This is a genomic window from Pseudomonas quasicaspiana (assembly GCF_021147825.1).
Classification (GTDB): Bacteria; Pseudomonadota; Gammaproteobacteria; order Pseudomonadales; family Pseudomonadaceae; genus Aquipseudomonas; species Aquipseudomonas quasicaspiana.
On record NZ_JAGTPI010000065.1, the window covers coordinates 26,562 to 33,435 of the forward strand.

The following is a 6,874-nucleotide window of genomic DNA, read 5'->3' on the forward strand; positions in this document are numbered from 1 at the left end:
CTTTTGTAGGAGCTGCCGAAGGCTGCGAAGGCGGTGTGACATGCAAATCGTTTCGCAGCCTTCGGCAGCTCCTACATAAAACGCTAATCTCCAGCCCGACGATTCCAATACCGAAAAATCGGCTCGGCCAAAAACAGTACAAACAACAATCTCATCACCTGCATCGCAGTCACCAAGGGTACTGATAGCTGCAGGACTTCGGCTGTCAGGCTCATTTCCGCAATGCCGCCAGGCATCATTCCCAGGGTCAAAGAGCGCAAGTCGAGATGAGTCGCGGTGCTCAGGGCGAAAGCGGCGAGGGCTGCGATAAGCATGGTCAGGGCAGTGCCGAGCAGGGTCCGAGCTATGAAGGACGGTGCACGGCGAAAGAACTGACGATTGAAGTGGCAACCCAGCCCGCTGCCGATCAACCACTGACCGGTCTGGCTGCTGCCGTCCGGCAGGCCAATATGCAGATCGAAGCTGACGCTGATGGCCGCACTGACCAGTAAAGGCCCGAACAACCAGGGATTGGGCTGCTTCAACCGTTGCCAGAGCCAGGCCACCGCCGCACCTAGCGGGAACAATACCGCCAGCCACAGCCAGTTGACGCTTCCTGCGTGGACGATCGGCGTGCCTTCACCCATCAGATATTTGAAGATTGCCGGAACGCAAAGTACCACCGTCAGTACCCGCAGGCTTTGCCCGGCGGCGACGCTACTGAGGAGGGCGCCATTGCGTGAACCGAGGTTGACCATTTCCCCCGAGCCACCGGGCATGCTGGAAAAGAACGCCGTTGCGCGGTCCTCTCCCGTACGAAGCATGAGCCACACGCCCACCACACTGGAAATACTGGTGATCAGTGCCGCGAGAAAAATAAGCCCGAAGTGCGCCAGGACTTGCTCGATCACGATAGGGGTGAAGTGCAAGCCAATACCAATGCCGACAATCCATTGGCCGCATTTGCGGCCGCCGGGAATTTCGGTCAGTTGCCAGGGTGTCAGGCACCGAACGAGGATGATCGCCAACAGCGAGCCGACCATCCAGGGAAGAGGCCAGCCGACCAGGCTGGCGAGGTAACCGCCAGCCAGGCCGACCAGCGGTGTTGCCCACCAGCTTTTTAAAGGTCTATCAGACACTGGTCGCTGCACTGCGTTGGGCATTGCGCTTGCGCCAGATACGGATAACCGGGAACAGCAGCATGACGATGGTCAGCGCCCAGACGCCCATGGTGATCGGGCTGGACCACAGAATCTCCATCGCACCGTTGGAAATCGACAGTGCGCGACGCAGGTTCTGCTCCATCAAACCGCCCAGGATGAAGCCCAGCAGGATTGGCGACAGCGGGAAATCCAGCTTGCGCAGGATGTAACCGAAGATGCCGATGCCGACCATCAGGAACAGGTCGAAGGTGGTGGCATGCACAGCATAGACGCCGATCCCGGTGATGATTGCAATCACAGGCACCAGTGCCCAGTTCGGCACATTGAGGATGCGCGTGAAGATGCGGATCATCGGAATGTTGAGGATCACCAGCATGATGTTGGCGATGAACAACGAAGCGATAAGGCCCCAGACGATGTCCGGTTGCTGTTGGAACAGCATGGGCCCCGGTGTGATGTTGTACAGCGACAATGCGCCGATCATCACCGCTGTGGTGCCCGAACCTGGAACCCCCAGTGTCAGCATGGGCACCAGAGCGCCGCACGCTGAAGCACCAATAGCCGTTTCAGGGGCGGCCAGACCGCGCATGTCGCCTTGGCCGAACTTGCCACTGGCACCAGCAATACGCTTCTCGGTCATGTACGCCACTGCGCTGGCCAGTGTTGCACCGGCACCCGGCAGTACGCCCATGATGAAACCCAGCAAGCCGCAGCGAATGTTCACCACGAACACCGAGCCCGCTTCCTTGAGGTTGAACATCATGCGGCCGGTGGCTTTTACCGCTTCCTGACCACGGTGGGTTTTTTCCAGCAGCAAGAGAATTTCGCTGATGGAAAACAGACCCAGTACCAACACCACAAACTGGATACCGTCAGTCAGGTGGATGTTGTCACCGGTGAAGCGGTATACGCCGCTGTTGGCATCGATCCCGACGGCCGACAGGAACAGACCGATCAAGGCTGCAATAAAGGTTTTGACGGGCCGGTCACCCGCCATGCCTCCAAGGCAGACAATGGCAAACACCATCAGCACGAAGTATTCCGCAGGTCCAAAGGCTATCGCCCATTTCGCCAGTAGCGGGGCGAACAGCACCATGCCGCAGGTGGCGATAAAGGCACCAATGAATGAGCTCCATGCCGACAATGACAGGGCGACGCCTGCCAGGCCTTGACGGGCCATTGGGTAGCCGTCGAGTGTGGTCATGACGGTCGATGCTTCGCCTGGAATGTTCAGCAGGATAGAGCTGATTCGGCCGCCGTATTCACAGCCCAGATACACGGCTGCCAACAGGATCAGCGCCGATTCCGGCGGCAGGCCCAGGGCAAAGGCAATCGGGATCAACAACGCAACTCCGTTGATGGGGCCCAAACCCGGCAGCAGCCCGACCACCGTGCCGATCAGGGTTCCGGACAGTGCGGTAATGAGGTTGTAAGGAGTCAGTGCAACGCCGAAGCCCTGGCCCAGATAGCTGAAAGTATCCATTTATTAGTTCTCCAGAACGTCGAGCAGGCCCAGGGGCAACGGTACGTCCATGGCTTTATCGAAAAGCAGGTAAAGACCGACGCTCATCAGAATCACCACGATCACGCTGGGTACCCAGCGGCCGCCATACAGGCGTGCCATGGGGATGCCGATCAGAATGCTGCTGAGGATGAAGCCCAGTGGTTCGAAGGTGCCGGCAAAAATCAGCAGCAAGGCCACGCATGCGACGATCTTGACGATGGTGTCGCGATCCAGCGCGGGCTCTTCTTCGGTGTGCACAATGGCGGCCGGGCGGAACAGCATGTAAAGCAAGGCCAGGCTCATCAACCCCAGCATCAGCAGGGGAAAAGCCCGGGGACCAACCGGCTCGTAGGAGAACGGCGCCTGATAGGGCCAGGCCATGACTGCCAGACCGGCGCAAACCAGCAGCAGTACAGCGGCAAAAATACGTTGGATCACCATGGTGAAAGCTCCCGGGTTGCGCTGCCGCGCAGGCAGCTGCAACCACTAGTCAGTCAATCGATCACTGAATCAGGCCGAATTCCTTGGCCAGGGTCTTGTAGTCAGCAACCTGCTTCTTCACGTAGGTGTCCAGCTCGGCACCGGTCATGGCGAAGGGGAACAGTTCACGCTGGTCACGCAGCTTGGCGAACTCTTCCGAAGCCAGCAGTTTGTCGAACGCGGCTTTCCACCAGTCGTACTCTGCGTCGGTGACTTTTGGCCCCAGGTAGAAGCCGCGAACCACGGGCCAGACGATGTCGTAGCCTTGCTCTTTGGCGGTCGGAATGTTCTTCATTTCCGGCTCATCCAGGCGCTTCTCAGAGAACACGGCCAGCAGGCGCATGTCGCCACTGAGGATGTGCGGCATGGAGTCGGAAATGTCAGTACTGCCCACCTGGATGTGGCCGCCGAGCAGTGCAGTAGCGATTTCACCGCCGCCTTCGAGGGCGACATAACGCAAGTCGCGCGGGTTGATCCCGGCAGCCTTGGCGATCAGTGCGGTTTGCATCCAGTCCTGGCTACCGACTGTGCCGCCGGAGCCGATCACGACTTTGCTTGGGTCAGCCTTGAGCGCCTTGACCAGATCGTCGAGGGTTTTGTAAGGCGAATCGCTCTTCACTGCGATGGCGCCGTAGCTGGTTCCCACTGCGGCCAGCCAGCGCACAGCGCCCTCATCAAAGCGGCCGAACTTGCCTTGCGCCAGATTCAACAGCGAACCGCTTGACCACGCCACCAACGTGCCCGCATCAGCAGGACGCTGTGCTACAACCGCGTTATAAGCCACAGCACCGACACCACCGGGCATGTAGGTCACACGCATCGGTTTGGTAAGGATTTTCTCGTTGATCAGTGCGCTCTGGACCAGTTTGCAGGTCAGGTCGAAGCCGCCACCGGGCGAGGCCGGGGCGATACATTCAGGGCGCTTGGGTTCGTCGGCCGCGAACAGTTGCGTGGCGAGCATCATGCAGCCAGCAGCCAGTGCGAAGCGACGCAAGGATAAAGTCATGGTCAGTCTCCAGATTTTTGTTTTTGGGGGTGGAACGGGTGTTCGATCCGGTTTTACAGGCGGCCACAAGGGGGCACGCCAGTAAGCGGCTTCATCGCAGTGAATGAATATCGAAAGGCAACGAGAATGCGCCCGCAATGAAATGCGTGCAGCGGCCGGTCAAGGCGAAAGCGTCAGGATAGGAATTGCAGGCGGGCGAGATGGCCCTGGACATTGGCTGTGTCATGGTCGACTCCATTCTTGTTCTTATTGTGAAAGCACATCATGGTGCTTTTCTTTACGGCCGCTGAAACGGCGCGTTTTGTCGCTAAACATCCCGATGCTAAACACCGAAACTTTCATAAACCTTTCAGCTACCTTTCAATGACCATATAAATTGCGTTTAGAGCTGTTTCAATACTTCACAGCATGTAACGCGCCTGTAAACTCCGGGCTCCACAAAAGCCACGCACTCAGGAGAAGTCGATGCGTGTTCTTCTCGTCGAAGATCATCTGCAATTAGCCGAAAGCGTTGCCCAGGCCCTTAAAGGGGCCGGGTTGACCGTCGATGTATTGCACGATGGTGTGGCGGCTGATCTGGCGTTGAGCAGCGAAGAATATGCTGCGGTGATTCTGGATGTCGGCCTGCCACGCATGGATGGCTTTGAAGTACTGGCGCGGCTGCGCGGGAGGGGCAAGAATCTGCCTGTCCTGATGCTGACTGCGCGCAGTGACGTGAAGGATCGCGTTCATGGCCTCAATCTCGGGGCTGACGATTATCTGGCCAAACCGTTTGAGCTTTCCGAGCTGGAAGCCCGGGTCAAAGCCTTGCTGCGCCGCAGCGTGCTGGGTGGCGAACGGCAGCAGCGTTGCGGTGTGCTGGCTTACGATCTGGATACCCGACGATTCACTCTGGGCGATGAGTTGCTGACCCTGACCTCTCGGGAGCAGGCAGTGCTTGAAGCGCTGATTGCCCGGCCGGGACGTGTGATGAGCAAGGAACAGGTGGCTTCCCAGGTGTTTGGCCTGGATGAAGAAGCCAGCGCCGATGCTATCGAAATCTACGTGCATCGACTGCGTAAAAAACTCGACGGCCATCCGGTGGCGATCGTGACCTTCCGCGGCCTTGGCTATTTGCTGGAAAGCCGCGATGAGCAGCCATAACAGCCTGCGCTGGCGGTTGCTGTGGAATCTGGGCGTATTGCTCACCGTCCTGATGCTGGCCAGCGGGCTCAGCGCTTACTGGAATGGCCGGGAAGCAGCTGACATCGCTTACGACCGAACCTTGCTGGCATCGGCGCGAACGATTGCTGCGGGTGTTTCCCAGCGTGATGGAACCCTGAGCGCCGATGTGCCTTATATCGCTCTGGACACCTTCGCTTACGACAGCGCGGGTCGCATCTATTACCAGGTCAATGACATCAACCGTAAGCTGATTTCCGGCTATGAAAATCTGCCGCCTCCGCCTCCCGGTACGTTGCGCACCGATGATTACCCGGCGCTGGCGAGCTTCTATACCGCTCGCTATCAAGGACAATCGGTGCGAGTGGTCAGTCTGCTCAAGCCGGTCAGCGAGCCAAACATGAACGGCATGGCCGAGATTCGTGTTGCCGAGACCGAAGAAGCCCGGGTCAGCATGGCGCGCAGTTTGATGGCCGACACGCTGTTGCGTCTGGGCATGCTGGGTGCCGGTGCGTTACTGCTCGTGTGGTTCACGGTCAGTGCTGCGTTGCGGCCTCTGGAGCGCTTGCGTACTGAAGTCGAATCACGTCAGCCCGATGATTTGCGTGCCTTGCCTTTGGTTGAGGTTCAGCACGAGCTGCATCCACTGGTTAACGCGCTCAACCACTTTACCGAGCGTCTGCGTCAACAATTCGAGCGACAGGCACAATTTATCGCTGATGCCGCCCATGAGTTGCGTACCCCTTTGGCAGCGCTTAAAGCACGGGTCGAGCTGGGGCTGCGTGATCCAGAACCCGCACATTGGCGCACGACGCTTGAAGCGGCGGCACAGGGCACTGATCGCCTGACTCATCTGGCCAATCAGTTGTTGTCGCTGGCACGCATTGAGAATGGTGCGCGCGCGATTGCGGAGGGTGGGGCGCAGACACTGGATCTGAGTCAGTTGGCTCGCGAACTGGGCATGGCGATGGCGCCGCTGGCCCACGCTCACGGCGTTTCCCTCGCCCTTGAAGCGGATGAACCGGTGTGGTTGCGGGGTGAGCCGACACTGCTTAACGAGTTGCTGAGCAACCTTATCGATAACGCGCTGGCGCACACGCCTTCAGGCGGTAACGTGATCCTGCGGGTCAGTGCGCCGGGCGTACTAGAGGTCGAGGATGATGGTCCGGGCATTCCCGAGGCTGAACGCAGTCGCGTCTTCGAGCGCTTCTACCGCAGCCGTCAGCAGGGCAAGGGATCGGGTCTTGGCTTGGCGATTGTCGGCGAGATATGCCGCGCGCATCTGGCGCAGATCAGTCTTCATGACGGCGCTGCTGGTGGGTTGAAGGTGCGGGTGAGTTTTATAGCGGCGCAGTAGGCTTTGAGCCATTGGCAAATCTGTGGGAGTGGGCGGCATTGCGACCTGCTCGCGATAAACGATAACGCGGTATGTCTCCAGGCTGCGTCTCATGCATCGCGGGCAAGCCACGCTCCCACATAGACCGCGCTATTCCGTAGGACCGGCCGGGCGGCGTTCCGCTTTAGCCGGGAGGAAGTCCGAATGTTCGCTAAATTTTCTTTAGCGACATACCGCTCTCCCGG

Annotated in this window: 6 protein-coding genes; 2 read left to right on the forward strand and 4 right to left on the reverse strand. The window is 58.9% G+C overall.

Annotated elements, in window-relative coordinates; genetic code table 11:
- Positions 1-83: 83 nt before the first annotated feature.
- The 4 genes from KDX30_RS25320 to KDX30_RS25335 all read right to left on the reverse strand — a co-directional run bounded on the left by KDX30_RS25320 (position 84) and on the right by KDX30_RS25335 (position 4,138).
- Entirely contained in the window at positions 84-1,118 is a 1,035-nt protein-coding gene (locus KDX30_RS25320; protein ID WP_231677810.1) for an AbrB family transcriptional regulator, read from the reverse strand.
- Positions 1,111-2,625, reverse strand: coding sequence for a tripartite tricarboxylate transporter permease (locus KDX30_RS25325; protein WP_027899762.1), 1,515 nt, complete (start codon positions 2,623-2,625; stop codon positions 1,111-1,113). The genes KDX30_RS25320 and KDX30_RS25325 overlap by 8 nt, the downstream gene beginning before the upstream one ends.
- Before the next feature lie 3 nt (positions 2,626-2,628).
- Positions 2,629-3,087 carry a tripartite tricarboxylate transporter TctB family protein gene (locus KDX30_RS25330; protein ID WP_027899763.1) on the reverse strand — a complete coding sequence of 153 codons (459 nt, stop codon included), beginning with the start codon at positions 3,085-3,087 and terminating at the stop codon, positions 2,629-2,631.
- A gap of 61 nt (positions 3,088-3,148) precedes the next feature.
- Entirely contained in the window at positions 3,149-4,138 is a 990-nt protein-coding gene (locus tag KDX30_RS25335) for a Bug family tripartite tricarboxylate transporter substrate binding protein (protein ID WP_164581656.1), read from the reverse strand.
- 459 nt (positions 4,139-4,597) lie between these two features.
- Between KDX30_RS25335 and KDX30_RS25340 the strand changes: the two genes are divergently transcribed.
- Complete coding sequence (locus tag KDX30_RS25340) at positions 4,598-5,275, forward strand: response regulator (protein WP_027899765.1); 678 nt, start codon at positions 4,598-4,600, stop codon at positions 5,273-5,275.
- Positions 5,262-6,650: a sensor histidine kinase gene (locus KDX30_RS25345; RefSeq protein WP_231677811.1), complete on the forward strand. Its 1,389-nt coding sequence runs from the start codon at positions 5,262-5,264 to the stop codon at positions 6,648-6,650. The genes KDX30_RS25340 and KDX30_RS25345 overlap by 14 nt, the downstream gene beginning before the upstream one ends.
- The last annotated feature ends 224 nt before the right edge of the window (positions 6,651-6,874 follow it).

Excerpts from the sequence above, each read along its gene's own strand:
- KDX30_RS25325 (WP_027899762.1), bottom strand. The coding sequence starts at position 2,625 with ATGGATACTTTCAGCTATCTGGGCCAGGGCTTCGGCGTTGCACTGACT.
- KDX30_RS25330 (WP_027899763.1), bottom strand. The coding sequence starts at position 3,087 with ATGGTGATCCAACGTATTTTTGCCGCTGTACTGCTGCTGGTTTGCGCC.
- KDX30_RS25340 (WP_027899765.1), top strand. The coding sequence starts at position 4,598 with ATGCGTGTTCTTCTCGTCGAAGATCATCTGCAATTAGCCGAAAGCGTT.
- KDX30_RS25345 (WP_231677811.1), top strand. The coding sequence starts at position 5,262 with ATGAGCAGCCATAACAGCCTGCGCTGGCGGTTGCTGTGGAATCTGGGC.